The following is a 24,824-nucleotide window of genomic DNA, read 5'->3' as shown; positions in this document are numbered from 1 at the left end:
CTCCATGTCCACTCCCTCCCTCGTGTCGACCCCCGCCCTGGACGCGCTCGCCCACGGTGCCGTGATCCCCGCGCACCCGCTCGCCCTGCACGACGACGGCTCCTTCGACGAGCGCCGGCAGCGTGCGCTGACCCGCTACTACCTCGCCTCGGGCGCGGGCGGCGTCGCCGTCGCCGTGCACACCACCCAGTTCGAGATCCGCGAACCGGAGGTCGGCCTGTTCCGGCCGGTCCTGGAGCTCGCCGCCGAGACGATCGACGCCGAGGCCGGCCGGCCGTTCATCAAGGTCGCCGGTGCCTGCGGCTACACGGCGCAGGCCGTCTCGGAGGCCGAGACCGCCGCCGAGCTCGGCTACGACGCGGTGCTGCTCAGCCCGGCCGTGCCCGGTGCGGACGAGAAGGGGCTGCTGGAGCGGGCGCGGGCGGTCGGCGAAGTGCTGCCGGTGATCGGCTTCTACCTCCAGGAGGCCGTCGGCGGACGGTATCTGTCGCCGCACTTCTGGTCGTCGTTCACCGATCTGCCGAACACCGCCGCGGTGAAGATCGCCCCGTTCGACCGCTACCGGACCGCCGATGTCGTACGCGCCGTGGCCGCCGCGGACCGGGCCGACGAGGTGGCGCTGTACACCGGCAACGACGACGACATCATCGGTGATCTGCTCACCCCGTACGAGACGGCGGGCGGCACACCGCGCTGGTTCGCGGGCGGGCTCCTCGGCCAGTGGGCCGTGTGGACCGGCTCCGCGGTGACGCTCCTGGACGACGTCCGCAGGGCGCGCGGCGGGGACCACGAGGCGATGGTGCGCTGCCTGGCCCGGCGCCCCGAGCTGACCGATGCCAACAGCGCGGTCTTCGATGTGCGCGGCGCGTTCCGCGGCTGCATCGCCGGGGTGCACGAAGTGCTCCGCCGGCAGGGTCTGTTGGCGAACATCCGGTGCCTGGACCCGGCCGAGACGCTCTCGCCCGGACAGGCCGAGGAGATCAGCCGGGTGGCCGCGGCCTACCCTTGGCTGACCGATGACGCCTTCGTTGCGGAGCACCTCGATGCCTGGCTCTCCTGATCCTGCCGACCGCTCCCGGGTGGTCGTCGCCGTACCGCCGGACCTGCGGGCCCAGTTCTTCACCGCCGAGGTGTGGCGGGCGCTGGAGCGGGCGGCCGAACTCACCGTCGTCGACGACCACTCCGACCGGGCGGCGGTCGTGGCCGCGCTGCCCGGGGCCCGTGCACTGATCACCTCGTGGCGGGCGCCCCGGGTGGACAGCGAACTGCTGTCCCACGCCGACCGGCTGGAGTTGGTGGCGCACACGGGTTCGGCGGTCGCGCCCTATGTCACCGAGGAGGTGTTCCGGCGGGGCATCCTGGTCACCCAGGCCGGTGACGAGATGGCCCGCCCGGTCGCCGAGGTGGCCCTCGCGTTCACGCTCTCGCTGCTCCACCGCGTCCACCGCTTCGACCACGCGCTGCGGGGCGGGCTGGAGTGGGCGGCGGCGAGCGAGGCGCCGCCGCGCCACGAGATCCACGGCAGCGACATCGGCGTGATCGGCGCCTCCCGCACCGGGCGCGCCTACATCGCCCTGGTACGGGCGATGGGGGCGCGGGTGGGCGTCACCGACCCGTACCTGTCCGATGCGGACGCCGATGCGCTCGGCGTGGAGTCCGTACCCCTGGAGACGCTGCTCTCGCGCAGCAGGATCGTGGCCGTGCACGCCCCGGTCACCGAGGAGACCCACCGGATGATCGGCGCCGCGCAGCTGGCGCTGATGCCGGACGGGGCGGGTCTGGTGAACACCGCCAGATCGTGGCTGGTCGACGAGGACGCGCTCCTCGCCGAGCTGGCCCGGGGCCGGCTGGACGCGGCGATCGATGTCTTCGACGACGAGCCGCTGCCCACCGGCCACCCCTTCCGTTCCCTGCCGAACGTGCTGCTCACCCCGCACCAGGCGGCGGGCACCGTCGAGTGCCGGCAGCGGCTCGGCGCCGGCGCGGTCGACGAGGTGCTGCGGCTGCTCGCCGGACACCCGCCGGTCCACGCCGTCTCCGCCGACGCCCTCGCCCGCCTGCACTGAGGGCTGTCCCGGCGGATCACCTCCGGACCGGCCCTGCTGCGACAAGGCCCCAGAGAGCCCCAACCCCCGTACCGTTCAGGAGATTTCACTTCATGCGACTGATGCGCATCGGCGAGCCGGGCCACGAGCGCCCGGTCCTCGTCTGCCCCGAGGGCCGTCACTACGACCTGTCCGGCGTCACCGACGACGTCGACGGCGCGTTCCTCGCCGCGCTCGCCGACAATCCGCACCTGGTGCCCGCCGAGCCGGTGCTCCCGGAGATCGACATCACCGGTCAGCGGATCGGCGCGCCCGTGGCCCGGCCCTCCGCGCTGCTCTGCATCGGCCAGAACTACGCCGCCCACGCGGCGGAGTCGGGTGCCGAGCCGCCCGAGCAGCCGATCCTCTTCTACAAGTCGCCGAACACCGTCGTCGGCCCGTACGACGACGTCCTGATCCCGCGCGGCTCGAAGAAGACGGACTGGGAGGTGGAGCTGGCCGTCGTCATCGGCCGTCGCGCCTCCTACCTGGACTCCCCCGCCGACGCCGCCGCGCACATCGCGGGCTACGCCGTCAGCAACGACGTCTCCGAACGCGCCTTCCAGCTGGAGGAGTCGGGCGGCCAGTGGTCCAAGGGCAAGAGCTGCGCCACGTTCAACCCGCTGGGCCCGGTGCTGGTGACCGCCGACGAGGTCGGCGACCCGCAGCGGCTGCGGCTGCGCAGCTACGTCAACGGCGAGCCGCGGCAGGACTCCAGCACCGCGGACATGATCTTCAGCGTGGCACATCTGGTGCACCATCTGTCGCAGTACCTGGTGCTGGAGCCCGGTGACATCGTCAACACCGGTACCCCGCAGGGCGTGGCGCTGTCCGGCCGCTTCCCCTACCTGGGCCCGGACGATGTGATGGAGGTCGAGATCTCGGGCCTCGGCCGGCAGCGCAGCGTCTGCCGGCCCGCGTAACGGAAGCCGCAAGACGGCTCAGTCCTCCGGGAGTTCGACCGGGGCGATGTCGTCGAAAACGTCGCCGGGGCCGGGGTTCGTCGCATCGGTCGCGCCGCCGAACTGGGTCATCACGCCCCAGACGGCGTTGAGCGCGGTCTGTACGGCGCCCTCGGCCCATCCGGCCGTCCAGGAGATGTCGTCGCCCGCGAGGAACAGGCCCCGGCGGTCGGCGGGCAGCCGGTCCTGCATGAAGTGGGTGAACAACCGCCGCTGGTAGCGGTAGTGGCCCGGCAGATTGGCCTTGAACGCCCCCATGAACCACGGCTCGTTCTCCCAGGAGACGGTCACCGGGTTGCCGATGACGTGCTTCCTGATGTCGACGTCCGGATAGATCTCGCCGAGCGACTTGAGCATGACGTCCATGCGCTCGTTCGGGGAGAGCGGCAGCCACTTCAGACTGTCGTCGCACCAGGTGTACGAGAGACAGATGACGGCGGGCCGGTCGGGGCCGTCGTCCAGCAGGTACGTCCCCCGGGTCATCCGGTCGGTGAGCGTCATCGACATGGTGTCCCGCCCCGTGGCCGCGTCCTTGTCCAGCCAGAACGGCCGGTCGACGGGAACGAAGAGCTTGGACGACTCCATGTAGTGGGTGCGCTCCATCGCCGTCCAGTGGTCGATCGGGAAGAGCGCGTCGTCGCAGTCGATCTTCGAGAGCAGCAGCCAGGACTGCCCGGTGAAGATCGCGGCCGGGTAGGTGCGGATGTCGCCGGTGGCGTCGGTGACGGTGATCCGGTTGCCGGCGGTGCGGTTCAGCCGGGTCACGGCGGGGCGCGGCTCGCCCTCGTGCAGCGAGGACAGGGACGTGCCGAGCGGCCAGTGGACGATCTTCTGCGGCTCGCGGTCCCAGAGCCGCAGCGGGAGCTGCTGGCTGCCGCCGACGATGCCGCGGTGGTGGTCGTCCGCCTCGGTGTAGACGACGCGGAGGATCTCCAGGATGGAGTTGGGGAAGTCGGTGTCCCAGCCGCCGGTGCCGAAGCCGACCTGGCCGAAGATCTCCCGGTGCCGGAACGACCTGAAGGCGTCGGAGTCGCAGAGGAATCCGTAGAAGGTCTGGTTGTCGAGCTTCTGGACGAGGTTCGCCCAGATCTCCCGGATGCGCGGCACGTCGCGCTCGCGCATCGCGCGGTTCATGTCGGAGAAGTCCGCGCCCTCTTCCAGGCACCGGTTCCAGGCGTCCATCACATCGCGGTAGACCTGCGGCAGGTCGTCGATGGTCCGCGCGTAGTGCGACTCGCCCTTGAGGTCGACGACGGTCGACGGGGTGGCCGCGGAGAGCGGGTTGGGGAACGGCCTGGTCTCCAGGCCGACCAGGTCGATGTAGTGCTGGAGCGCGGTGGAGGACGGCGGGAACCGCATCGCGCCCATCTCGGCGGTGAGTTCCGGGTCGCATCCGTCGAACCCGACGGTGCGCAGCCGGCCGCCGATCTCGTCCGCCTCGTAGACGACGGGCTTGAGCCCCATCTTCATCAGCTCGTACGCGGCGACGATGCCGGAGAGTCCGCCGCCGATGACGGCGACCTCGGTGCCGTGCTCGGTCGCGGGAATCTGGCCGATGCCGGCCGGGTGCGCCAGGAAGTCGTCGTACGCGTAGGGGAAGTCCGGTCCGAACATGGTGATCGGCTCGGTGGCGTCGGTGTGCTGGACGGCGTTGGGCACCGTGGACGTCATGGGGCAGGGACTCCTTGCGCGAATGAAGGTGGAACGGTGGGGTGCGGGCTCAGACGAGGGAGCCGTACAGACCGGGGCGGCGGTCGTGCAGATACGGGTTGGCGGCGCGCGAGGCGCTCAGGAAATCGGGGTCGACCTCGCCGACGACCAGTTCCTCGCCGCGTCCGGCGCGGGTGCGGACGGTGCCGTCGGGGCCGGCCAGACAGCTCAGCCCGACGAACTCGAACTCGCCTTCCGGGCCGGTCCTGTTGACGTATGCCACGTACATCTGGTTCTCGAAGGCACGGACCGGCACGACGGACTCGGCGACGAACTGGAAGGGGTGCATCTGCGCGGTGGGCACCAGGAGCAGATCGGTGCCCGCGAGGGCGTGCGCGCGGACGTTCTCCGGGAACTCGACGTCGTAGCAGATCATGATCCCGACGCGTACGCCGTCCAGTTCGGCCTGGACCACGGTCCGCTCACCCGGGGTGAACCACTCCTGCTCGAAGCCGCCGAAGAGGTGGGTCTTGCGGTAGTTCGCGAGCGCCGCCCCGTCCGGACCGATGAGCTGCGCGGCGTTGAAGATCCGCTCGCCGGCGCGCTCCGGGTAGCCGTAGAGGACGGCCAGCCCGTGCCGTGCGGCGATCTCGCCGACGGCCAGGGCGGACGGCCCGTCGGCCGGCTCGGCCAGCCGGGGCACATCGGCCCCGATGGCGTATCCGGTCAGGAACAGTTCGGGGCAGACCAGCAGTCGCGCCCCGGCCTCGGCCGCCCGCCGTGCGGCTTCGCCGAGCGTCTCGATGTTCTCGTCCACGTGCCCGGGTCGTCCGGAGCTCTGGAGCAGGGCGGTGCGCAACGGCGGCATGGCTGACCTCGGACGGTGCGGGCGGGGCGGGGACGTATCGACGGTACGGTCCGCCGCTCGGGCCCGACAAGGCGCGACCGTTGCGCGTACACCGTCGATCCATTGCGCGCCGACGGCCACCGGCGGCGATTCATTGCGTGGGGCGTCGTCGCAGGTCAAAAGGGTGACCCAGGTCTCACGCGGGACAGTCGGCCGGCCCGCCCGGCACCTACTCCGGCGCGCCCGAGGAGTACCGGCGCAGCAACGGCGACAGCACCAGCACGGACTTCGTCCGCTCCACGTACGGCTCGCCCGCGATCCGCTCCAGGACCTGCTCGAAGTGGCGCATGTCCGCGGCGAAGACCTGCACGATCGCGTCGGCCTCCCCCGTCACCGTGGACGCCGAAGCGATCTCCGGATAGCGCGCGAGCCCCTGCTTGATCGCCTCCGGCGAGGTGTTGCGGCTGCAGTAGATCTCGATGAACCCCTCGGTCTCCCAGCCCAGCGCCGCCGGGTCCACCCGGACGGTGAAGCCGGTGATGGCGCCCTCGGCGCGCAGCCGGTCCACGCGGCGTTTCACGGCGGGCGCGGACAGGCCGATCATCGCGCCGATGTCGGCGTAGGAGCGCCGGGCGTCTTCGGCGAGGGCGTGGACGATGCGTTCGTCGAGGTCGTTCAGGCGCACTTCGGGCGGGTCACTTCTCTGCGATGGCCGGTGTCGGGGGCGGCGCGGGCCGCCCCCGAAGTAGACCATGGCGCGCCCGGCCGGGCGCGCTCACCGCAGGGCGTGACCGGTCAGAACGGGAACCGCGAGCGGCCGTGCTGCACCGAGATCCACTTCTGGCTGGTGAAGGCCTCGACCATCGCGTCGCCGTTCAGCCGGCCGAGGCCGGAGCTCTTCTCGCCGCCGAAGGGGACGATCGGCTCGTCGTGGACCGTGCCGTCGTTGATGTGGATCATGCCGGTGTGGATGCGCTGCCCGACCCGTACGCCGCGCTCGATGTCACCGGTGTGCACCGCACCGCTCAGGCCGTACGGGGTGTCGTTGGCGATCCGTACCGCCTCGTCCTCGCCGTCGAACGGCACGAGGAGCGCGACCGGCCCGAAGATCTCCTGGGACAGGACGGGGGAATCGGCGGCCAGCCCGGTCAGCACGGACGGGCTCACCAGATTGCCGTCGGCCCGGCCGTGCAGCAGGGCCGTCGCACCGGCCGCCACGGTCTGCTCGACGAGCGAGGAAATGGCCTCGGCCTGCGAGGAGTTGATCAGTGGGCCGATCACGGTCTCCGGGTCGGCCGGGTCGCCGACCGGCAGCGAGGCGACCTTGGCGACGAACTTCTCGGTGAACTCCTTCTCCACCGCCCGGTCGACCAGGATCCGGTTGGCGGCCATGCAGACCTGGCCCTGGTGCACGTAACGGCTGAACACGGCCGCGTCCACGGCGTAGTCCAGATCGGCGTCGTCGAGGACGATCAGCGCGCTGTTGCCGCCGAGTTCGAGCACGGCGCGCTTGAGGTTCGCCGCGCAGACCGTGGCGACGTGCCGCCCCACCTTGTCCGAGCCGGTGAAGGAGATGACCTGCGGAACGGGGTGCTCCAGCAGCGCGTCACCGATCTCGGCGATGTCGGTGACCACGACGTTCAGGAGGCCGGCCGGCAGTCCGGCCTCCTCGAACACCTTCGCCACCAGCGTGCCGCCGCAGACCGGGGTGTTCTGGTGCGGCTTGAGCACCACCGCGTTGCCGAGGGCCAGGGCGGGGGCGACCGACTTCAGCGACAGCAGGAACGGGAAGTTGAAGGGGCTGATGACGCCCACGACGCCGACGGGCACCCGGTAGACACGGTTCTCCTTGCCCTCGGTCGGCGAAGGCAGTATCTGCCCGGCGGGCCGCAGCGCGAGCTGGACCGACTCCCGCAGGAACTCCTTGGCGAGGTGCAGCTCGAAGGCCGCCTTCAGCCGGGTGCCGCCCAGTTCCGCGACGATCGCGTCGCCGATCTCGGACTCGCGCTCCTCGACGATGCGCAGCGCCCGCTCCAGCACCATCCGCCTGGCGTACGGGTTGGTGTCGCCCCAGGCCCGCTGGGCGTCCTGCGCGGACCGGTAGGCCTGGTCCACCTCGTCGGCCGTGGCGACCGTGATCGAGGCCAGCTTCTCACCGTTGTACGGATTGAAGTCGATGATGTCCCAGGAGCCCTTGCCCGGCCTCCACTCTCCGTCGATGTACTGATGAGCCAGGTCGGTGAAGAAGGACATGAGATCCCTTACCACGGAGGAACGGGCAGCTGATGGGGCTTCATGTTACTTACATTCCAATGGGGTTGAACCGGATGGCCGAGTCCGCCGGGGCCGGAACCGGACATCCGTGCCATCCGGTGAAAGCACCTGAAAACGCCGGTGCCCCTCCGGGCCCGAACGGCCTGGAGGGGCACCGGCGTTGCGGCGCTTCGGGATCAACTCCAGCTGGCGTGCAGCGGCTTGCCCTCGGCGTAGCCGGCGGCGCTCTGCACCCCGACGACCGCCTTCTCGGCGAACTCCGCCAGGGAGGCCGCACCGGCGTAGGTGCAGGAGGAGCGGACGCCCGCGATGATCGAGTCGATCAGGTCCTCGACGCCGGGCCTGGCCGGGTCGAGGAACATCCGCGAGGTGGAGATGCCCTCCTCGAAGAGCGCCTTGCGGGCCCGGTCGTACGAGGACTCGTCCGAGGTGCGGTTCTTCACGGCGCGCGCGGACGCCATGCCGAAGGACTCCTTGTAGAAGCGGCCGTCGGCGGACTGCTGGAGGTCGCCGGGCGACTCGTACGTTCCGGCGAACCAGGAGCCGATCATCACGTTGGACGCGCCCGCGGCGAGCGCCATGGCGACATCGCGCGGGTGCCGGACGCCGCCGTCCGCCCAGACGTGCTTGCCGTACTTCCTGGCCTCGGCGGCGCACTCCAGAACGGCGGAGAACTGCGGCCGGCCCACACCGGTCATCATCCGGGTGGTGCACATGGCGCCGGGGCCGACACCGACCTTGATGATGTCCGCGCCGGCCTCGATGAGGTCGCGCACGCCCTCGGCGGCGACGATGTTGCCCGCGACGATCGGGACGTGCGGGTCGAGCGCGCGGACGGCCCGGACCGCGCTGATCATGGACTCCTGGTGGCCGTGGGCGGTGTCCACGACGAGCGTGTCGACGCCCGCGTCGAGAAGCTGCTTGGCCTTGCCCGCGACATCGCCGTTGATCCCGACGGCGGCGGCGATCCGCAGCCTGCCGTCGGCGTCGGTGGCGGGGGTGTACAGGGTGGCGCGCAGGGCGGCCTTACGGGTGAGGATGCCGACGAGCCGGCCCTCCGCGTCGACGGCGGGGGCGAGCTTGCGGTTGGCGCCGTCCAGCTTGTTGAACGCGTCGCGCGGGTCGATGTCCGCGTCGAGCAGCACCAGGTCCTTGGACATGACCTCGGAGAGCTGGGTGAAGCGGTCGACGCCGGTCAGGTCGTGCTCGGTGACGACACCGAGGGGCCGCTGCTCCTCGTCGACGACGACGCCCGCGCCGTGCGCGCGCTTCGGCAGCAGTGACAGGGCGTCGGCGACCGTCTGGCCCGGGGCCAGCACGATCGGCGTGTCGAGCACCAGGTGCCGCGTCTTCACCCAGGAGATGACGTCGGTGACGACCTCGATCGGGATGTCCTGCGGGATGACGACGAGCCCACCGCGGCGGGCGATCGTTTCGGCCATCCGCCGGCCCGCGATGGCCGTCATGTTCGCGACGACGAGCGGGATGGTGGTGCCGGTGCCGTCGGGCGAGGAGAGATCGACACCCTGGCGGGAACCGACTGCCGAACGGCCCGGGACCATGAAGACGTCGTCGTACGTGAGGTCGTACGGGACCGAGGGGGACTCTGTGTAACGACCAGTACCGGGCTCAAGAAAACGCATAACGCTCATTTTTTCACACGAAACGGAGCAGGTCGCTTCCACGAAGACACAACAAAGGACACCCGCGTTCAGATGTTCCTCCGAAGGAACCGGGCGGGAGTCCCGGGCAAGTGGAACCTGCCTTGCCCGCGGACACTACCCGAGGGACGTTCGAATCATTCCCGATCATCTTCCCTGGACCTGGTGACAAGGGGTCGGGTAGCTTCAAAGCCGCAGGTCCCGTGGGTCTCGTCTACGCCCCGGAGGAACAGCCGGAAGGGTCACAACTTCCGTCACACGTACGACCGGAGAGGATCACGACCCACCCGTGGAGAGCGAACTGCCGGACATCTACTGCCCGTTCCCCCAGCGAACCAACCCGCACGTCGGGCACACCAGGGTCCACCTCGACGAATGGACGCGCAACACCGGCCTGGTGCACCGTGATTCGGCCAGGGACCGCTTCGCGCAGGCGGACTTCGGCTCATTCGTCGGCATGGTGTATCCGACCGCGGACAGCAAGAATCTCGACCTCGTCGCCGACTGGTTCGTATGGCTGTTTCTCGTCGACGACCAGCTCGACGACGGCCATCTCGGCCGCAGCCCGGAGCGGGTGCGGGACGTGGTCGATCTGATGCGGGCCGTGATCGGGGGCGACACCCCGGGCACCCTGCCGGAGGGACAGCTGCCCGCCGCCGTGATCGCCCTGGCCGATCTGTGGGAGCGGACGACGCCGACCGCCGCCGCGCACTGGCGCACCCGGTTCGGCTGGCACCTCACCACGTATCTCACGACGGCCACCACGTGGGAGGCGGGGAACCGGGCCGCCGGTGTGGTGCCGTCCGAGGAGACGTACATCGCCAAGCGCCGCCACACCGGTGCGATACATGTCTGCATGGACCTGATAGAGATCGTCGCCGGGATCGAGGCTCCCGAGTCGATCCACAACGACTCCCGGTTCATCACCGCGCTGGAAGCCTCGTGCAATGTCGTGTGCTGGGCCAACGACGTGTACTCGTACGAGAAGGAACAGGTGCTCGGCGAGATCCACAATCTCGTCCATCTGGTCCGGCACCATCGCGGCTACGGGGAGCGGCGGGCGCTCGAACACGTCTGCGCGGAGATCGCGGCGGAGACGGAGCGCTTCCTCAGCGCCGAGGCCGAGCTGCTGGCCGCGTACCCGCAGCTGTCCTGGATGCTCACGCCGTACCTGGAGGGCATGCAGAGCTGGATGCGCGGCAATCTCGACTGGTCGCGGCAGACCCCGCGCTACAACCCGGCCGACGTGAGTCAGTACGAGGAGCCGCAGGAGTACCTGGAGGCGACGGTCCTGGGCGTGGCACGGGACTGAACCACCGGGCCGGACCCCGCCCGGACGGCGCACGCGCGGTCCGGGCGGTTCGGTGGCCGCCGTCCGCGGGGGCGGCCGCGGCCGCCCCCGGACCGCTCAGTCCCCGTCCGGATCGGCCCGCTCCAGCGCCGGCCGCTGCGGCGCCGCCGACTCGGTCAGCAGATAGTCGGCCGCCGCCGTGTCCGTCACCAGGCTGGTGACGAGCCCGGACCTCAGCACCGCCCCGATCGCCGCGGCCTTGCGCTGCCCGCCCGCGATGGCCACCACCTCGGGGATCCGGCGCAGCCGGTCGGCCTCGACCGTGATGCACCGCTCCCCCAGGTCCCGGCCGACCCGCCGCCCCTCGGTGTCGAAGAGGTGCGCCGACATCTCCGCCGCGACGCCGAGCGAGGCGTAGTGCGCCCGCTCCTCGTCGCTGAGCATGTCGTGGACGGTCGAGATGCCCGGCTCCCAGGAGCCGATGGAGACCGCCGCGACCGTCACCTTGTCGAAGTAGTCGAAGGCGCGGGCGATACCGGTCTGGTGGCGCAGCGCGGCGGCCGTGGCCGGGTCGGGCAGCAGCATCGGCGCGTAGATGGGGTGGGCCTCGCCGCCGGACACCTGGGCGGCCCGCCGGACCGCCTCGACGGAGCCGCGCTCGGCCGTCCCCGCGTCGTACACCCCGGTGAGCTGCACGACCGTGCACGGTGGCAGCCGGTCGAGCGCCGCGGCCATGTGGATGGTGGACCGGCCCCAGGCCAGACCGAGCACATCGCCCTCGTTCACCAGTTCGCCGAGGAGATCGGCCGCGACCTCGCCCAGGTTCTCCGGGTCCGGTGCGTCGTCCTGCTCCTCGGCCGGGGATTCGACGACGACCGCGTGGCGCAGCCCGTAGCGGGCCCGGAGCGCGTCGGAGCGCTCGGCGTCCAGCTCGGCGGGGACGCGGATCTCGATCCGTACGAGGTCGCGCTCAAGAGCCGTCTCCAGGACCCGGGCCACCTTGAAGCGGCTGACGCCGAACTCCTCGGCGATCTGGATCTTCGACTTTCCCTCGAGGTAGAAGCGGCGGGCCATGGCCGCCGCCTGCACCAGCTCCGCGGGCCCCATCCGCAGGGCGGACCGGCCCGCCGACATAGCAGACACCGCGATCTCCTCACTGCTGTTCACACTCTCGATACGCCGTTCATCCTGTCAGATACGGCGTTCCCTGATCGGTCCCGTCGGACCGAGTTCATCTGCCCTTGGCCCGGCCGACCCGCGATCGGCGGCGGGAGTCGGTGCCGGTGTCAGTGGCCGCACGCCCAGGCCGCCGAGGCGGTGGCCCCGTCGGCCTGGGCGCGCAGGGCCCGCACCGCTTCGGCCGGGTCCGTCGCCCCGTACACCGCCGAACCCGCGACGAAGACATCCGCACCGGCCTCGGCGCACCGCTCGATGGTGGCCGCGGAGACGCCGCCGTCGACCTGGAGCCACAGTTCGAGACCGTGCTTGGAGATCAGCTCACGGGTGCGGCGGATCTTCGGCAGCATGATGTCCAGGAAGGCCTGGCCGCCGAAGCCCGGCTCCACCGTCATGATCAGCAGCATGTCGAGCTCGGGGAGCAGGTCCTCGTAGGGCTCGATGGGCGTCGCGGGCTTGAGCGCCATGGAGGCGCGGGCGCCCTTGGCCCGGATCTCCCGCGCCAGCCGTACGGGGGCTGCCGCGGCCTCCGCGTGGAAGGTGACGGAACCGGCGCCGGCCTCGACGTACTGGGGAGCCCAGCGGTCCGGGTCCGCGATCATCAGATGGCAGTCCAGCGGGGTGTCCGTGGCCCGGCTGAGCGATTCGACGATCGGCACGCCGAGGGTCAGATTGGGCACGAAGTGGTTGTCCATCACATCGACGTGGAGCCAGTCGGCGCCTTCGACCGCCTTCGCCTCCTCGGCGAGACGGGCGAAGTCGGCGGACAGGATGCTGGGGTTGATCTGGGCCATGTCCCAAGCCTGCCATGTTCCGCGCCGCTTCCCCGCCCCGGTGAGGGCCAAAGCCTCACGGGATCATTACAGTTCGCTCGATCCGGGCGCTCCGGCCGCACGATACGGGCGTTTCGGCCCGTGGCGGGCGCTTCGGGCGGCCCCGGCGGTGCACGGAACACGCCGGGACCCCCGAGGCCCGTCGGCCCGGTTCAGGCGGTGCGCCGCAGCAGGGCCAGGTACATCGCGTCCGTGCCGTGCAGATGCGGCCACAGCTGGACGTCGGGGCCGTCGCCCAGCGCGGGCACGCCCGGCATCAGCGGGCGGGCGTCCACCCACTCGGCATCGACGGGCTGACCGCCCCGCCCCTTGAGCACGTCGTCGACGACGACCCGGGTCTCCGCGAGGTGCGGCGAGCAGGTCGCGTAGCCGACGATGCCGCCGACCCGTACGGCCTTCAACGCCTCGCGCAGCAGGCCGCGCTGGAGCGGCGCGAAGTTCTCCAGGTCCTCCTTGCGGCGCCGCCAGCGCGCCTCCGGGCGGCGCCGCAGGGCGCCGAGGCCCGAGCACGGCACGTCCATCAGGACCCGGTCGAAGCTGCCGTGCCGCCACGGCGGGCGGGTGCCGTCGGCGGTGATCACCTGGTACGGGCCGGGGTTGCCGGCCAGCGCGCGCTCGACGAGGCGGGCCCGGTGCGGCTGCTTCTCGGCGGCGAGCAGGGCGGCGCCCCGTTCGGCGGCGAGTGCGGCGAGCAGGGCGGCCTTGCCGCCGGGTCCCGCGCAGCCGTCGAGCCAGCGGTTGTCGCCGCCCTCCACCGGTGCGTTGGCGAGGGCGGCGGCCACCAGCTGGCTGCCCTCGTCCTGGACCCCGGCGCGGCCCTCCTGGACGGCGGTCAGGGCGCCGGGCTCGCCGCCCTCCGCCATCCGCACGGCGTACGGCGACCAGCGGCCCGGCAGGCCGTTCCCGTCGCCGAGGGCGGTGAGCAGCTCGTCGGTGGTGGAGCGGCCGGGGCGGGCGACCAGGGTGACCTCCGGCCGCTCGTTGTCCGCTTCGAGGAGGTCCTCGATCCCGGCCCGGCCGCCGCCCAGCGCGTCCCACAGGGCCGAGACGACCCAGCGCGGATGCGAGTGCACGACCGCGAGGTGGTCCTCGGCGTCCTCCTCGTACGACGGGGCCACACGGGCCACCCAGCCGTCGAGGTCGTCCGCGGTGACCTTGCGCAGCACGGCGTTGACGAACTTGGCCCGCCCCTCGCCGAGCACCACCCGGGCCAGCTCCACGCTGGCGGAGACCGCCGCGTGGGTGGGGATACGGGTGCCCAGGAGCTGGTGCACGCCCATGTTGAGCACGTCCAGGACCGGCGGGTCGACCTCGCGCAGCGGGCGGTCGATGCAGGCCGCGACGATCGCGTCGTACGTCCCCTGGCGGCGCAGCGTGCCGTAGACCAGCTCGGTCGCCAGCGCCGCGTCCCGGTTGTCGAAGTCGCCCTTGGCGCGCGCCTTCTTCAGCAGCGGGGGCAGGACGAGGTTGGCGTACGCGTCCCGTTCGTCGACGGCCCTGAGGGCTTCGAAGGCGAGGAACCGGACCGGGTCCTTCTTGGGGCGGCGATGCGGCTTGGCGGGACGGCGACGCTGCTGGTCGTTCACGTGAAAGGTGCTCCGCTGATGGTGAGAGGACGAACCCTCCCAGCCTACGTCGCCGCCCCGGCCCCGGAGGGCCTCAGCTCCCCAGCAGCTCGCCGTGGGCGATCCGCACCCCGCGGGCCCAGTCCGCGGCCCGCATCGGCTTCTTGCCCTGCGGCTGGACCCAGAGCAGCTCGACCGCGTGCGATCCGGTGCCCACGTACACGTTGTTCTTGGCGGCCGACAGCTCGCCGGGAGCCAGATCGGCGCGGTCCAGGACGGGCACCGCCTGGATCAGCTTGAGGCGCTCCCCCCGAAACAGCGTCCACGCGCCGGGAGCGGGCGTGCAGCCGCGCACCACGCGGTCCACCCGCAGGGCGGGTGCCGACCACTGCACCTGGGCGTCCTCGACGGTGATCTTCGGTGCGAGGGTGATGCCCTCCGCCGGCTGCGGCACGGCGTGCAGGGTGCCGTCCTCGATGCCGTCCATCGTCGCGGCGAGCAGCCCAGCGCCGGCGAACGCCAGCCGGGTGAGCAGGTCACCGCTGGTGTCGGTGGGACGCACCTCCTCGGTGAGGACGCCGTACACCGGTCCGGAGTCGAGCCCCTCCTCGATCAGGAAGGTCGACGCGCCGGTCACCTCGTCCCCGGCCATGACCGCGTGCTGCACGGGGGCCGCGCCGCGCCAGGCGGGCAGCAGCGAGAAGTGGAGGTTGACCCAGCCGCGGGCGGGGACGCCGAGCGCCTCCTTGGGGAGCAGCGCCCCGTAGGCGACGACCGGGCAGCAGTCCGGGGCGATCTCGCGGAGCCGGGCGAGGAAGTCCTCGTCGCGCGGCCGGACGGGCTTCAGTACCTCGATACCGGCCTCCGCGGCGCGCTCGGCGACGGGGCTGGCGACCAGGCGGCGGCCCCGCCCGGCGGGGGCGTCGGGCCGGGTCACCACGGCGGCCACCTCGTGCCGGTCGGAGGCGATCAGGGCGTCCAGGGCGGGTACGGCTACCTCGGGGGTGCCTGCGAAGACGAGCTTCATGGGTGGCTGACTGCCTCTCGGGCCGGAACGTGCGGTGACGAGCAACGCACAATTCTATGGGCCGGGCGGCCGGGGGGCGTACGCATGGCCGTGCGCCCCTTTGAAGGGCGCACGCGCCCCTGAAGCGTGACCAGATCCACAGCTGAGGCGTTGGTCAAGAGAGATTGACCGAAGCGAGCCGCCACGGTGCGGCCCGATCCCTTTCAACGCCGGTTCGAGAGGCTTCTTCATGGCCGACCACGCAACCCACGACGCCCAAGCGAGGGCCAGTCTGCATCTGTTGGTGCGCGACATCGAGCGGGTCCGGCGGCAGGTGGACGCGCTGCGCACGCTCACCGCCCAACTGGGCAACGTCTACCGTCCGCGCCGCTCCGGCCCGTCCACGGGCTTCGTCGTCTACGGCAGGGCCCCGGCCCCCACCGTCAGGCTGGCCCAGGAACTGCGCGACAGCGTCGAGACCCTGGTCACCGCCGCAGTCGACTTCGACCGCTCGCTGGGCTTCTCCTGGGACGCGGTGGGCTCCGCGCTCGGGGTCACCAAGCAGGCCGTGCACCGCCGCTACGGCGCGCGCCGCAACGCCCGCCAGCCGGGGCCGGGCGAAACCGGCGCGGAGGCCGGGGTGCCGCGCTCCCTGCCCGTCGTGCCCGGCACCGGCAACGCGCCCGCGCTGCCCGCCGTGCCCGCCGCACGCTCCATGCCGCCGCAGCCGTCGGCGGACCGCCCGTCGCTGCGCGAGGACCTGCGCCCCGGCGCCTTCCCCGGCCCACGCAACGGCTGACCGCCCCGCCCTCTGCCCCGCCGCGCCCGACGCGCGGCGGGGCAGCCTCCTCTCCGCACCCGGTCACCCGATGTCCGGCGGATCCACCCTGATCCGGACCTGCTCACCGCTCCCCCGGGACATCCGCGCCGCCTGCGCGGCCTTCAACGCCGCCGCCAGCGCCGCCCCGCTGCCCGGAGGCACCCTGAGCAGCGCCCGCTCCCAGGACTCCCCCGGCGGCGCTTCCCCGGGTCTGCGGGGCCTGCCCGGTCCGGTGACCGGCACCGGGACCGGGCCCAGCACCTCGACCTCCGGCGGCAGCTCGGCCGCCGCGAGGAAGGCGGCCAGCGCCTCCGGCGTGCCGGTCACCGCGGCCATCCGGGACACCGGGGGGAAGCCGAGCTCGGCCCGTTCCGCCAGCTCACGGCGGGCGTGTCCGACCGGGTCCCAGCGCACCAGGGCCTGTACGGGCCGCAGCGTCGGCTCGGCGACGATCACCACCGTGCCGCCCTCCGGCTGCCCTCGCACCAGCGAGGCCGCGGCCGTCCAGCGGCGCAGCGCCTCCTCACCCGCCCGCAGATCGGGGCGGCCGACCATCGCCCAGCCGTCCAGCAGCAGCGCGGCCGCGTAGCCGCCCTCGGCGACGGGCTCGGCGCCGGGGGTGCTGACGACCAGCGCGGGCACGTGGGGCACCGAGTCGAGGATGTGGTCGCGGCCGGACGTCCGCACCGGCACGGCGGGAAACGCCCGGCCCAGCTCCTCGGCCGTCCGGCGGGCGCCGACGATCTGGGCCCGCAGCCGGTTGGAGCCGCAGGCGACGCAGTGCCAGGCGGTCTCGGCCCGCCCGCACCAGGCGCAGTCGAGATCCCGCTGGTCCGGGGCCTGGAGCGGTCCCGCGCAGTGCCGGCACCGGGCGGGCTCGCGGCAGCGCTCGCAGGCCAGCCGCGGCGCGTATCCGCGGCGTGGCACCTGGACCAGGACGGGGCCGCTGCGCAACCCGTCCCGTACCGTCTGCCAGGCCAGGCTGGGCAGCCGCGCGGCCCTCGCGGCGCCGTCCCGCGCCAGCTCCCCGTCGCCGACCGTACGCACCAGGGGCGCCGCGATCCGCAGCTGCTCCCGGTCCGCGCGCAGCGGCAGCGCCCAGCCGCTCTCCACCAGCTGGGCGGCCTCCACCGTGCAGTTCGTACCGCCGAGCAGGAACGCGCAGCGGCCGTGCGCGGCCCGTAGTTCGAGCACCTCGCGGACGTGCGGGAAGGGGGCGTTGTCGTCGCTGTGGCTGGCGTCCCCGTCGTCCCAGACGGCGACCAGGCCGAGATCGGCGACCGGCGCGAACATCGCCGCTCTGGTCCCGACGACCGCCCGCACCGAACCGCGCCGCACGGCGAGCCACTCCCGGTACCGCTTCTCCGGTCCGGAGTCGGCGGTCAGCAGCGCGTGGCGCCCCGGGCCGAGCAGCTCGGTGAGCGCGGTGTCCACCCGCCCCGCGGCCCGGCCGTCGGGGACGACGACGAGGGCGCCGCGCCCGGACGCGAGGGTCGCGGCCATGGCCCTGGCGATCTCCTCGGGCCAGTGGGGTCCGGGCAGCGCGGTCCAGACGGCCCGGGGCGCACCGCCCTCGGCCAGCGCCCGCAGGAACGCCGGCCCCTGTGCGTACCGCTGCCAGCTCCCCGCCGACGGTGCGGACGGCGGCGGCAGGGGCTCGGGCGAGGATCTGGACTCGGCCCTGCCGTTCCGGGGCGGCACGGCGAGCTGGAGCACATCGGCGAGGCTGCCCGCGTAGCGGTCGGCGACGGCGCGCGCGAGCGCGAGCAGCTCCGGGCCCAGCACCGGTTCGGGCGATACGACGTAGGCGAGCGCCGCGAGGGCGCCCGGGTAGTCCGATTCGGCGCGCCGCTCGACGAGGAAGCCGTCGATCAGCCCGCCGCCCTCGCGCCGGCCGCCGCGCACATTGCGCCCCCCGGCCCCGAAGCGCACCCGCACCCGGACCCCGGGCTGTGCCTCGGCGTCGAGCTCCTCGGGCACCGCGTAGTCGAAGTACTGGTCGAGATGGAGCACGCCCTTGTTGACCAGCACCCGGGCGACGGGCAGCTCCTTGGCGAGCGCGGCGCCGCGCCAGGTCCGCGGCTTGGCCCGCGGCACCTTGGCCTTGCGCACCGTCTCCCGAATCAGCGCAAGCTGCTCCGGGGCCCCGTCCCCGGGGTCCGCGGATCGCTCGTTGTCGCTGCTCACAGCCACATACCTACCAGACACCACTGACAGCGGCCCCGGCGAGGGGGCACCGGAGGCCGGACATGCCGGGGCCCGGACACCGCGTGCGATGTCCGGGCCCCGGCGTACAGAAGGAAGGCGGCGGTCCTACAGACCGGCCGCCGCGCGCAGCGCGTCCACGCGGTCGGTGCGCTCCCAGGTGAAGTCGGGAAGCTCACGGCCGAAGTGGCCGTAGGCCGCGGTCTGGGCGTAGATCGGGCGGAGCAGGTCGAGGTCGCGGATGATCGCGGCCGGGCGGAGGTCGAAGACCTCGCCGATGGCGTGCTCGATCTTCTCGGTGTCGACGGCGGCGGTGCCGAACGTCTCGACGAAGAGCCCGACCGGCTCGGCCTTGCCGATGGCGTACGCGACCTGCACCTCGCAACGGGCGGCGAGGCCCGCGGCGACGACGTTCTTGGCGACCCAGCGCATGGCGTACGCGGCCGAGCGGTCGACCTTCGACGGGTCCTTGCCCGAGAAGGCACCGCCGCCGTGGCGGGCCATGCCGCCGTAGGTGTCGATGATGATCTTGCGGCCGGTCAGACCGGCGTCGCCCATCGGGCCACCGATCTCGAAGCGCCCGGTCGGGTTGACCAGCAGCCGGTAGCCGTCGGTGTCCAGCTTGATGCCGTCCTCGATCAGCTGCGCGAGCACGTGCTCGACGACGAACTCGCGGATGTCGGGCGCGAGCAGCGAGTCGAGGTCGATGTCGCTGGCGTGCTGCGAGGAGACGACGACCGTGTCGAGGCGGACGGCCTTGTCGCCGTCGTACTCGATGGTGACCTGGGTCTTGCCGTCGGGGCGCAGGTACGGGATGGTCCCGTTCTTGCGGACCTCGGAGAGCCGGCGGGAGAGCCGGTGCGCGAGGTAGATCGGGAGCGGCATGAGCTCGGGCGTCTCGTCGCAGGCGTAGCCGAACATCAGGCCCTGGTCGCCGGCGCCCTGCTTGTCGAGCTCGTCCTCATCGCCCTCGACCCGCTTCTCGTACGCGGTGTCGACACCCTGCGCGATGTCGGGAGACTGCGCCCCGATGGACACCGAGACACCGCAGGAGGCGCCGTCGAAGCCCTTCTTGGAGGAGTCGTAGCCGATCTCGAGGACCTTGTTGCGTACGAGGGTCGGAATGTCGGCGTAGGCCTTGGTCGTGACCTCACCCGCAACATGCACCAGACCGGTGGTGATCAAGGTCTCGACGGCGACGCGGGACCGGGGGTCCTCGCGGAGCAGCGCGTCGAGAATGGTGTCGCTGATCTGGTCAGCGATCTTGTCGGGGTGACCCTCGGTGACGGACTCCGAGGTGAAGAGACGGCGGGACACATCGCTCCCTGGGGTTGCAGCGGCTGCTGGCTGATCATTTGGCGGACGGCCGGGAGCTGCGCCCGGCATGGTCCGGCCCCAGTTTATCCGTCGCTGTCGTTCGGCGGACAACATGTCTCGCCCTTTGGGAGTTCTGTGACCTGCGGCACGCCCCGCCGACGCGGGCCGATCACCCTTGGAGAATGCCATTTACGCCCATATTTCAAGGGTTTCGGCCCGGTCATCGGCGTGACACAAGAATTTCATCCGAGGCGCGACGACACGAGATCCCAGACCGTGTCGGCGAGTGCCTCCTTGGGCCCGTGGGGCACCTGGGTCTCACCGCCGTCGGCCGCGAGCACGACCGCCTCGTTCTCCTCGGAGCCGAAGGTCCGGCGCTCCCCCACCTCGTTGACGACGAGGAGATCGCAGCCCTTGCGGCGGAGCTTCTCCCGGCCGTTGGCGAGGACATCGTCGGTCTCGGCGGCGAATCCGACGACGATCTGCTCCGGCCGGGCGCGTTCGCCGGCCACCTCGGCGAGGATGTCGGGGTTGCGGACGAGGGTGAGGGGCGCGGGCTCCTGGCCGTCCTTCTTCTTGATCTTCCCCGTGGCGTACTCGGCGGGGCGGAAGTCGGCGACCGCCGCCGCCATCACGACCACGTCGGCGTCCGCGGCGGCCTTCAGCACGGCCTCGCGGAGCTGCACCGCGGTCCCCGCGTGCAGGACGTCGGCGCCGGCCGGGTCGGGCAGGCCGGTGTTGGCCTCGATGAGGGTGACCCGGGCGCCGCGGGCGACCGCGGTACGGGCCAGGGCATAGCCCTGCTTGCCGGAGGAGCGGTTGCCGAGGTAGCGCACCGGGTCGAGCGGCTCACGCGTACCGCCCGCGCTGATGACCACGTGGCGGCCGGCCAGGTCGGCCACGACGGATCCGCGGGCCAGCACCCGGCGGCAGACCTCGAAGATCTCCCCGGGATCGGGCAGCCGGCCCTTGCCGGTGTCGACGCCGGTGAGCCGGCCGACGGCGGGCTCGATGACGACGGCGCCCCGGCGGCGCAGGGTGGCGACGTTCTCCTGGGTGGCGGGGTGCTCCCACATCTCGGTGTGCATGGCGGGCGCGAAGACGACCGGACAGCGGGCGGTGAGGAGCGTGTTGGTGAGCAGGTCGTCGGCGAGACCGTGGGCCGCCTTGGCGAGCATGTCGGCGGTGGCGGGGGCGACGACCACCAGATCGGCGCCCTGCCCGATCCTGACGTGCGGCACCTCGTGGACGTCGTTCCAGACCTCGGTGGACACCGGGTGGCCGGAGAGCGCCGACCAGGTGGCCGCTCCCACGAAGTGCAGCGAGGACTCGGTCGGCACGACGCGCACGTCATGACCGGACTCGGTCAGCCGCCGCAGCAGTTCGCACGCCTTGTACGCGGCGATGCCCCCGCTGACCCCCAGAACGACCTTCGGCTTGTCCACTGCGTCTCCCCGCACTCGGATACGAACACCCCCATGCTGCCTCACCGCACCCGGTCCGGTGCTGTCGCCCCGGACACACCTCAGGCCCGGCAGCCGTGGCCGCCGGGCCTGAGGTGAAGGTGCAATTCCTGCTTACTGCGCGGGGCCCTCGATGGCCTCGGAGGTGAGCAGGCCCGCGTTGATCTCGCGGAGCGCGATCGAGAGCGGCTTCTCGTGCACGTGCGTGTCGACGAGCGGACCGACGTACTCCAGGAGACCCTCGCCGAGCTGCGAGTAGTACGCGTTGATCTGACGGGCGCGCTTGGCGGCGTAGATCACGAGGCTGTACTTCGAGTCGGTGGCCTCGAGGAGCTCATCAATCGGCGGGTTGATGATGCCCTCGGGCGTGGTGATGGAAGAGGACACTCTCTGCCTTCCGAAGGGGGTAAAGATCAAGGAGATCCTTGACGGTGCGGAGTTCCGCGGTGATGTGCGTGCCGACTTCGTCAGCCGTTGCACGTCAAACTTGTGCGTCAGTCACTGTCGGCACGGTGGCCGCAAGCCTCCAGCATCAAGGCTAGCAGCTCACGGGCCACATCCTCGACGGAGGTGTTGACCAGCGTCGTGTCGAACTCGGACTCGGCGGCCAGTTCGATCTTGGCGGCGGCGAGCCGGCGCTCGATCACCTCGGGCGCCTCGGTCCCGCGGCCGGTGAGCCGGCGGACCAGCTCGTCCCAGCTCGGCGGGGCCAGGAAGACCAGCTGTGCGTCCGACATCGACTGCCGGACCAGCCGGGCGCCCTGGAGATCGATCTCCAGCAGCACCGGCTCGCCCGCCTCCAGGCGGTCGAGCACGGCGCGGCGGGGCGTGCCGTAGCGGTTGCCCGCGAATTCGGCCCACTCCAGCAGCTCGCCGTTGGCGATCAGCTTGTCGAACTCCTCGTTGTCCACGAAGAAGTAGTGGACACCGTTGCGCTCGCCGGGGCGCGGCTTGCGGGTCGTCGCCGACACCGAGAGCCAGACCTCGGGGTGGACCTTGCGCATATGAGCGACGACCGTGCTCTTGCCGACCCCGGAGGGGCCGGAGAGCACGGTCAGCCGCGGACGTACGTCCGGGGGTACGGGGGACGTCCCCCGGGATGTTGCAGCCATGGAGCGATTATCCAGGTTCTCAGGAGTGCCTGAGAACGTCAGGCGGCGCTGCCGCCGAACTCGCGCTCCAGGGATGCGATCTGGTTGGAGCCGAGACCCCGGACCCGGCGGCTCTCGGAGATGCCGAGCCGCTCCATGATCTGCTTGGCGCGGACCTTGCCCACGCCCGGCAGGGACTCCAGGAGGGCGGAGACCTTCATCTTGCCGATGACGTCGTTCTCCTGGCCCTGCTTGATGACCTCGTGGAGGGAGGCGCCGGAGTGCTTGAGTCGATTCTTGACCTCGGCCCGCTCCCGGCGAGCCGCGGCGGCCTTTTCGAGCGCGGCTGCGCGCTGTTCAGGGGTAAGGGGCGGAAGAGCCACGCCTACGTCACCTCGGATGTCGATCTGTCGGATACGGACCGGTGAGGAAGCTGAACGCTCCACACCAGGTGAGCGACGGACAACTTGCGTACGTCGGCTCTCGACGGAGACTAGCGGCCAAGGCCGCCCGAGTCAGCGAGAACCAACGAAAAGTCCTGGTCAGCCTTGGCCGACCAGGACATTTCAGGCATAACTACCGAGTTTTTTGGTCAGGAAAGAGTCAACACCCCGTTACGTGGCATGGTCACCTACCCGCCACGGCTGCCCGGATCTCGTCCGTGAGCCGCTCGGCGGCCTCGCGCAGCCCTGCCACGTCCGGCCCCTGGCTCAGGACGCCGCGGCTCACGCTGGGCACCACATTGCCCACCGAGGCGCCGAACACACCGGGCAGATCCGCGGGTGTCGCGCCCTGCGCCCCGATCCCGGGAGCGAGCAGCGGGCCGTTGATCGCCAGGTTCGCCCCCGCGTCCCCGAGCGTGGCTCCGACCACCGCGCCGACGGAGCCGAGCGGGGTCATGCCCTCGTTCTCGGCGGCCATGTGGTCGAGCATGAGCTGGGCCAGCGAACGGCCGTCGGCGGCGGTGGCGCGCTGCACCTCGGCGCCCTCCGGGTTGGAGGTGAGGGCGAGCACGAAGACGCCCGCGCCGGACAGGACCGCCGCGTCGAGCGCCGGGCGCAGCGAGCCGAAGCCGAGGTACGGCGAGACGGTGACCGCGTCGGAGAACAGCGGCGAGTCCTTCTCCAGGTAGGTCGCCGCGTAGGCGCCCATGGTGGAGCCGATGTCCCCGCGCTTGGCGTCCATCAGCACCAGCGTGCCGGCCGCCCGCGCCTCCTCGACCGCCTTCTCCAGGACGGCGATGCCGCGGGAGCCGAAGCGCTCGAAGAACGCGGACTGCGGCTTGAGCACGGCGACCCGGTCGGCCAGTGCCTCGACGACCGTACGCGTGAAGCGTTCGAGCCCGGCGACGTCGTCGTTCAGGCCCCAGGCGGTGAGCAGCGAGGCGTGCGGGTCGATGCCGACGCACAGCGGCCCGCGGGTGTCCATGGCGCGGCGCAGGCGCGCGCCGAACGGTTCCGGGCTCATGCGGTGGCCTTCCTGGTTTCTGCGCCGACGGCTTCGGCGAGGGTGGCGTACGGGGAGGCGGCCAGGCGTGCGGCCAGGCCCTTGTGGATCGCGCGGGCGTAGAACGGCCCCTCGTAGATGAAGGCGCTGTAGCCCTGGACGAGCGTGGCGCCCGCGAGGATGCGCTGCCAGGCGTCCTCGGCGTTCTCGATGCCGCCGACGCCGACCAGGGTGATCCGGTCGCCCACCCGCGCGTAGAGGCGGCTCAGGACCTCCAGGGAGCGTGCCTTGAGGGGCGCTCCGGAGAGCCCGCCGGTCTCCCCGGTCAGGGACGGCGCGGACTTCAGGCCGAGGCTGTCGCGGGCGATGGTGGTGTTGGTCGCGATGATGCCGTCCAGACCCAGCTCGACCGCGAGATCGGCGACCGCGTCGACGTCCTCGTCCGCGAGGTCCGGGGCGATCTTGACGAGCAGCGGGACCCGCCGCCCGGTGACGGTCCGGTCGGCCGCCTCGCGCACGGCGCCGAGCAGGGGCCGCAGCGCCTCGGTGGCCTGGAGGTTGCGCAGCCCCGGGGTGTTGGGCGAGGAGACGTTCACGACCAGGTAATCGGCGTGGGCGGCGAGGCGCTCGGTGGACTTCACGTAGTCGCCGGCCGCTTCGGCCTCCGGCACGACCTTCGTCTTGCCGATGTTGACGCCGACCGTGGTCCGGAAGACCGGCCTGCGGGCGGCCAGCCGCGCGGCGACGGCCGCGGAGCCCTCGTTGTTGAAGCCCATGCGGTTGATCAGCGCGCGGTCCGCGACGAGACGGAAGAGGCGCTTCTTGGGGTTGCCGGGCTGCGGCTCGCCGGTGACCGTACCGATCTCGATGTGGTCGAAGCCGAGCATCGACATGCCGTCGATCGCGACGGCGTTCTTGTCGAAACCGGCGGCGAGGCCGAAGGGGCCGTGCATCCGCAGGCCGAGGGCCTCGGTGCGCAGCTCCTTGTACCGGGGCGCGAGCACGGCGGCGACGAAGGTGCGCAGTACCGGGATGCGGGCGGCGAGGCGGATCCACCGGAAGGCCAGGTGGTGGGCCTGCTCCGGGTCCATCCGCTGGAAGACCAGCCGGAAGAAGAACTTGTACATCGGGAG

General features: G+C 71.9%; 22 protein-coding genes. 5 read left to right on the top strand and 17 right to left on the bottom strand.

The annotated features are described in order from the left end of the window. Nucleotides 1–4 precede the first annotated feature (4 nt). The 3 genes from ACFV8T_RS12105 to ACFV8T_RS12095 all read left to right on the top strand — a co-directional run bounded on the left by ACFV8T_RS12105 (nt 5) and on the right by ACFV8T_RS12095 (nt 3,007). The gene (locus ACFV8T_RS12105) at nt 5–1,060 is read left to right on the top strand and encodes a dihydrodipicolinate synthase family protein (protein ID WP_385326739.1); all 1,056 of its coding nucleotides are present in this window, start codon (nt 5–7) and stop codon (nt 1,058–1,060) included. Next, nucleotides 1,044–2,066 carry a hydroxyacid dehydrogenase gene (locus ACFV8T_RS12100; RefSeq protein WP_385326737.1) on the top strand — a complete coding sequence of 341 codons (1,023 nt, stop codon included), beginning with the start codon at nt 1,044–1,046 and terminating at the stop codon, nt 2,064–2,066. Before ACFV8T_RS12105 ends, ACFV8T_RS12100 begins: the two co-directional genes overlap by 17 nt. Nucleotides 2,067–2,158: 92 nt before the next feature. Next, nucleotides 2,159–3,007, top strand: a complete 849-nt coding sequence (locus ACFV8T_RS12095; RefSeq protein WP_385326735.1) for a fumarylacetoacetate hydrolase family protein — start codon at nt 2,159–2,161, stop codon at nt 3,005–3,007. A gap of 18 nt (nt 3,008–3,025) precedes the next feature. Here ACFV8T_RS12095 and ACFV8T_RS12090 read toward each other — a convergent pair whose 3' ends face one another. From ACFV8T_RS12090 to ACFV8T_RS12070, 5 genes are all read right to left on the bottom strand, one after another. Beyond that, nucleotides 3,026–4,717, bottom strand: coding sequence for a flavin monoamine oxidase family protein (locus tag ACFV8T_RS12090; protein ID WP_385326733.1), 1,692 nt, complete (start codon nt 4,715–4,717; stop codon nt 3,026–3,028). 49 nt (nt 4,718–4,766) lie between these two features. Further along, on the bottom strand, nt 4,767–5,564 hold the full coding sequence (locus ACFV8T_RS12085; protein ID WP_385326732.1) for a carbon-nitrogen hydrolase family protein: 798 nt from the start codon (nt 5,562–5,564) through the stop codon (nt 4,767–4,769). 208 nt (nt 5,565–5,772) lie between these two features. Continuing rightward, nucleotides 5,773–6,228 (bottom strand): Lrp/AsnC family transcriptional regulator, encoded by a 456-nt coding sequence (locus ACFV8T_RS12080; protein WP_189543760.1) that lies wholly within the window; start codon nt 6,226–6,228, stop codon nt 5,773–5,775. Between the two features lie 110 nt (nt 6,229–6,338). After that, nucleotides 6,339–7,796: an aldehyde dehydrogenase family protein gene (locus ACFV8T_RS12075; RefSeq protein ID WP_266422024.1), complete on the bottom strand. Its 1,458-nt coding sequence runs from the start codon at nt 7,794–7,796 to the stop codon at nt 6,339–6,341. A 197-nt stretch (nt 7,797–7,993) separates the two neighbouring features. After that, nucleotides 7,994–9,460, bottom strand: a complete 1,467-nt coding sequence (locus ACFV8T_RS12070) for a GuaB1 family IMP dehydrogenase-related protein (protein ID WP_385326729.1) — start codon at nt 9,458–9,460, stop codon at nt 7,994–7,996. A 307-nt stretch (nt 9,461–9,767) separates the two neighbouring features. Here ACFV8T_RS12070 and ACFV8T_RS12065 point away from each other — a divergent pair, with 307 nt between their 5' ends. After that, nucleotides 9,768–10,790 (top strand): terpene cyclase, encoded by a 1,023-nt coding sequence (locus tag ACFV8T_RS12065; RefSeq protein ID WP_385326728.1) that lies wholly within the window; start codon nt 9,768–9,770, stop codon nt 10,788–10,790. 96 nt (nt 10,791–10,886) lie between these two features. Here ACFV8T_RS12065 and ACFV8T_RS12060 read toward each other — a convergent pair whose 3' ends face one another. From ACFV8T_RS12060 to fmt, 4 genes are all read right to left on the bottom strand, one after another. Then, nucleotides 10,887–11,903 (bottom strand): sugar-binding transcriptional regulator, encoded by a 1,017-nt coding sequence (locus ACFV8T_RS12060; protein ID WP_093541023.1) that lies wholly within the window; start codon nt 11,901–11,903, stop codon nt 10,887–10,889. A gap of 152 nt (nt 11,904–12,055) precedes the next feature. Next, nucleotides 12,056–12,739, bottom strand: a complete 684-nt coding sequence (gene rpe / locus ACFV8T_RS12055; RefSeq protein ID WP_385326726.1) for a ribulose-phosphate 3-epimerase — start codon at nt 12,737–12,739, stop codon at nt 12,056–12,058. A 191-nt stretch (nt 12,740–12,930) separates the two neighbouring features. Next, the gene (locus ACFV8T_RS12050) at nt 12,931–14,364 is read right to left on the bottom strand and encodes an RsmB/NOP family class I SAM-dependent RNA methyltransferase (RefSeq protein WP_266422014.1); all 1,434 of its coding nucleotides are present in this window, start codon (nt 14,362–14,364) and stop codon (nt 12,931–12,933) included. 73 nt (nt 14,365–14,437) lie between these two features. Next, nucleotides 14,438–15,370: a methionyl-tRNA formyltransferase gene (gene fmt, locus ACFV8T_RS12045; RefSeq protein WP_385326724.1), complete on the bottom strand. Its 933-nt coding sequence runs from the start codon at nt 15,368–15,370 to the stop codon at nt 14,438–14,440. A 229-nt stretch (nt 15,371–15,599) separates the two neighbouring features. Between fmt and ACFV8T_RS12040 the strand changes: the two genes are divergently transcribed. Beyond that, nucleotides 15,600–16,148 (top strand): hypothetical protein, encoded by a 549-nt coding sequence (locus tag ACFV8T_RS12040; RefSeq protein WP_385326723.1) that lies wholly within the window; start codon nt 15,600–15,602, stop codon nt 16,146–16,148. Between the two features lie 63 nt (nt 16,149–16,211). Here the strand turns inward: ACFV8T_RS12040 and ACFV8T_RS12035 are convergent, their stop codons facing one another. From ACFV8T_RS12035 to ACFV8T_RS12000, 8 genes are all read right to left on the bottom strand, one after another. Beyond that, complete coding sequence (locus tag ACFV8T_RS12035) at nt 16,212–18,356, bottom strand: primosomal protein N' (protein WP_385326721.1); 2,145 nt, start codon at nt 18,354–18,356, stop codon at nt 16,212–16,214. Nucleotides 18,357–18,482: 126 nt separating this feature from the next. After that, nucleotides 18,483–19,691 (bottom strand): methionine adenosyltransferase, encoded by a 1,209-nt coding sequence (gene metK, locus ACFV8T_RS12030; protein ID WP_266422003.1) that lies wholly within the window; start codon nt 19,689–19,691, stop codon nt 18,483–18,485. Nucleotides 19,692–19,933: 242 nt separating this feature from the next. After that, nucleotides 19,934–21,136 (bottom strand): bifunctional phosphopantothenoylcysteine decarboxylase/phosphopantothenate--cysteine ligase CoaBC, encoded by a 1,203-nt coding sequence (gene coaBC, locus ACFV8T_RS12025; protein ID WP_385326719.1) that lies wholly within the window; start codon nt 21,134–21,136, stop codon nt 19,934–19,936. A gap of 132 nt (nt 21,137–21,268) precedes the next feature. Beyond that, nucleotides 21,269–21,541 carry a DNA-directed RNA polymerase subunit omega gene (gene rpoZ, locus ACFV8T_RS12020; RefSeq protein ID WP_003970369.1) on the bottom strand — a complete coding sequence of 91 codons (273 nt, stop codon included), beginning with the start codon at nt 21,539–21,541 and terminating at the stop codon, nt 21,269–21,271. A 107-nt stretch (nt 21,542–21,648) separates the two neighbouring features. Beyond that, the gene (gmk, locus tag ACFV8T_RS12015; protein ID WP_266421998.1) at nt 21,649–22,266 is read right to left on the bottom strand and encodes a guanylate kinase; all 618 of its coding nucleotides are present in this window, start codon (nt 22,264–22,266) and stop codon (nt 21,649–21,651) included. A gap of 38 nt (nt 22,267–22,304) precedes the next feature. Beyond that, nucleotides 22,305–22,628 carry an integration host factor gene (locus tag ACFV8T_RS12010; RefSeq protein ID WP_014157387.1) on the bottom strand — a complete coding sequence of 108 codons (324 nt, stop codon included), beginning with the start codon at nt 22,626–22,628 and terminating at the stop codon, nt 22,305–22,307. 244 nt (nt 22,629–22,872) lie between these two features. Beyond that, nucleotides 22,873–23,712, bottom strand: a complete 840-nt coding sequence (gene pyrF / locus ACFV8T_RS12005; protein WP_385326717.1) for an orotidine-5'-phosphate decarboxylase — start codon at nt 23,710–23,712, stop codon at nt 22,873–22,875. Next, nucleotides 23,709–24,818: a quinone-dependent dihydroorotate dehydrogenase gene (locus ACFV8T_RS12000; RefSeq protein WP_385326715.1), complete on the bottom strand. Its 1,110-nt coding sequence runs from the start codon at nt 24,816–24,818 to the stop codon at nt 23,709–23,711. Before ACFV8T_RS12000 ends, pyrF begins: the two co-directional genes overlap by 4 nt. Between the last annotated feature and the right edge of the window lie 6 nt (nt 24,819–24,824).

This window comes from Streptomyces sp. NPDC059832 (assembly GCF_042731715.1).
Lineage (GTDB): Bacteria > Actinomycetota > Actinomycetes > Streptomycetales > Streptomycetaceae > Streptomyces.
Note: the sequence above shows the minus strand (reverse complement) of the source record. Positions and strands in the feature narration are given on the sequence as shown.

What these genes read in the sequence shown, in the direction of transcription:
- ACFV8T_RS12105 (WP_385326739.1), top strand. Translation starts at nt 5, where the DNA reads ATGTCCACTCCCTCCCTCGTGTCGACCCCCGCCCTGGACGCGCTCGCC.
- ACFV8T_RS12100 (WP_385326737.1), top strand. Translation starts at nt 1,044, where the DNA reads ATGCCTGGCTCTCCTGATCCTGCCGACCGCTCCCGGGTGGTCGTCGCC.
- ACFV8T_RS12095 (WP_385326735.1), top strand. Translation starts at nt 2,159, where the DNA reads ATGCGACTGATGCGCATCGGCGAGCCGGGCCACGAGCGCCCGGTCCTC.
- ACFV8T_RS12090 (WP_385326733.1), bottom strand. Translation starts at nt 4,717, where the DNA reads ATGACGTCCACGGTGCCCAACGCCGTCCAGCACACCGACGCCACCGAG.
- ACFV8T_RS12085 (WP_385326732.1), bottom strand. Translation starts at nt 5,564, where the DNA reads ATGCCGCCGTTGCGCACCGCCCTGCTCCAGAGCTCCGGACGACCCGGG.
- ACFV8T_RS12075 (WP_266422024.1), bottom strand. Translation starts at nt 7,796, where the DNA reads ATGTCCTTCTTCACCGACCTGGCTCATCAGTACATCGACGGAGAGTGG.
- ACFV8T_RS12070 (WP_385326729.1), bottom strand. Translation starts at nt 9,460, where the DNA reads ATGCGTTTTCTTGAGCCCGGTACTGGTCGTTACACAGAGTCCCCCTCG.
- ACFV8T_RS12060 (WP_093541023.1), bottom strand. Translation starts at nt 11,903, where the DNA reads ATGTCGGCGGGCCGGTCCGCCCTGCGGATGGGGCCCGCGGAGCTGGTG.
- rpe (WP_385326726.1), bottom strand. Translation starts at nt 12,739, where the DNA reads ATGGCCCAGATCAACCCCAGCATCCTGTCCGCCGACTTCGCCCGTCTC.
- fmt (WP_385326724.1), bottom strand. Translation starts at nt 15,370, where the DNA reads ATGAAGCTCGTCTTCGCAGGCACCCCCGAGGTAGCCGTACCCGCCCTG.
- ACFV8T_RS12040 (WP_385326723.1), top strand. Translation starts at nt 15,600, where the DNA reads ATGGCCGACCACGCAACCCACGACGCCCAAGCGAGGGCCAGTCTGCAT.
- gmk (WP_266421998.1), bottom strand. Translation starts at nt 22,266, where the DNA reads ATGGCTGCAACATCCCGGGGGACGTCCCCCGTACCCCCGGACGTACGT.
- pyrF (WP_385326717.1), bottom strand. Translation starts at nt 23,712, where the DNA reads ATGAGCCCGGAACCGTTCGGCGCGCGCCTGCGCCGCGCCATGGACACC.
- ACFV8T_RS12000 (WP_385326715.1), bottom strand. Translation starts at nt 24,818, where the DNA reads ATGTACAAGTTCTTCTTCCGGCTGGTCTTCCAGCGGATGGACCCGGAG.